A 1,537-nucleotide genomic window follows, 5' to 3' on the forward strand; every position below is an offset into this window, starting at 1 on the left:
TGCGTCGAGCGCGGCCTGCACGTCGCCGCTGCGGATCGCGAGCGACAGCCGCCCGATCGGTGAATCGAGACCGAAGCGGTAATTGCGTTCGAGCCAGACCACACAGTCGGCGAGCGGTGCGGGTGCGGGTGCGGGCGTGGACGTTGCAGACGCGGCTTCGGATTCGCCCGGCAGTGTCGATGTGACCGACGCAAGCGCCCTGTCGCTTGCGTCGAACGGCGGCAGCTCGACGGCGTCGAGCCACGCGAGTTCGTCGACCTCGATCCACGCGGGGGCCTCACCTGCCTCGGCAACGGCGTCGGTTTCGGTCAGCATCGGGCCTGCGGCCGACGGCGGCGCGGCGCAGGTCGGCGACACTTCGTCATCCTGCGGTTCGTCGTCGAAGAGCGATGCCTGTCGTTCATCGACTTTGCGTCGCGACGCCGGTTTGCGTGAAGCGGCGGCAGCGGATGCCGAGGGAGGTGCCGGAGCGCGGGCGACGGCGGAAACCGGCTGCACGGCGGGAACGGCTTCGTCCTGCACCGGCAATGCCGCGACGAAGGCCGCCTCGTCGATGCCGAGCGCCTGTGCGATGCGCGTGCGCGCCGCGGCGGTAAACGCCGGCCGCGCGCTCAATTCTGCGAACACGGCGCCCGCTTCAACCGCGGCAAGCTGGTCCTTGTCACCGAGCAGCACGAGTCGCGCACCCGGCGCAAGCGCATCGAGCAGATGCGCGGCGAGCGCGACGTCGATCATCGACGCCTCGTCGACGACAATCAGGTCGTACGGCAACGGATTGTCGCGATGATGCCGGAACCCGGCCGCCCCGCCGCCGCCCAGCAGCCGGTGCAGCGTGTAAGACGTATCGGGCAGGCGCGCCGCGAGTTCGGGCGGCAGGTCGCCGGCCCGTGCATGCAGCGCTTCCTGCATCCGCTGCGCGGCCTTGCCGGTCGGTGCAGCCAGCGCGACGCGCAGCCCCGGATGCATATCGAGCAGACAGGCCAGCACGCCGACGACGGTCGTCGTCTTGCCCGTGCCCGGGCCGCCGCTGACGATCGTCACGCGGCCCGTCAGCGCGACGATCGCCGCGACGCGTTGCCAGTCGACTTCGCCGGTTGCCGGCCCGAAGTAACGCGCGAGGCTGTCGCGCAACCGGTCGGGCGCGAGACCTTCGTCGGGCGCGGCCACACCGGCCTGCGCGACGAGCGCATCGGCAAGCCGCCGCTCGTAGTCGAAATAGCGCGACAGGTACAGGTGGTCGTGACGGTCGACGATCAGCGGCCGCTCGTCGCCGCGTGCGAGCGTGCCGAACGCGACCACGCCGCTCGCGGCAAGCGCCGAGCGGACTTCGTCGAGCGGTGCTTCGTAGCGCTGCGCGAGCGCGCCGAGTGCGACGCACACGTGGCCGCCCGCGGTCGCACGACTCGTCGCGAATGCGGCGCGCGCTAGCTCGGCAGAGCGTCGTGTCGGGCAAGAGTGTACGATACTGTGTAGATCCCGCTGGTCGCCCCACCATTACCGAAAAAACACGACCACCACCCCACTCCCACCTCCCACC

Annotated in this window: 1 protein-coding gene; it reads right to left on the reverse strand. The window is 70.7% G+C overall.

Annotated elements, in window-relative coordinates; all coding sequences use genetic code 11:
- On the reverse strand, positions 1-1,464 hold a 1,464-nt coding region (locus G3O00_RS42535; protein ID WP_346779038.1), incomplete at its 3' end, for an AAA family ATPase.
- Positions 1,465-1,537: the final 73 nt, after the last annotated feature.

The organism is Burkholderia sp. Ac-20384, from assembly GCF_017104605.1.
Lineage (GTDB): Bacteria > Pseudomonadota > Gammaproteobacteria > Burkholderiales > Burkholderiaceae > Burkholderia > Burkholderia lata.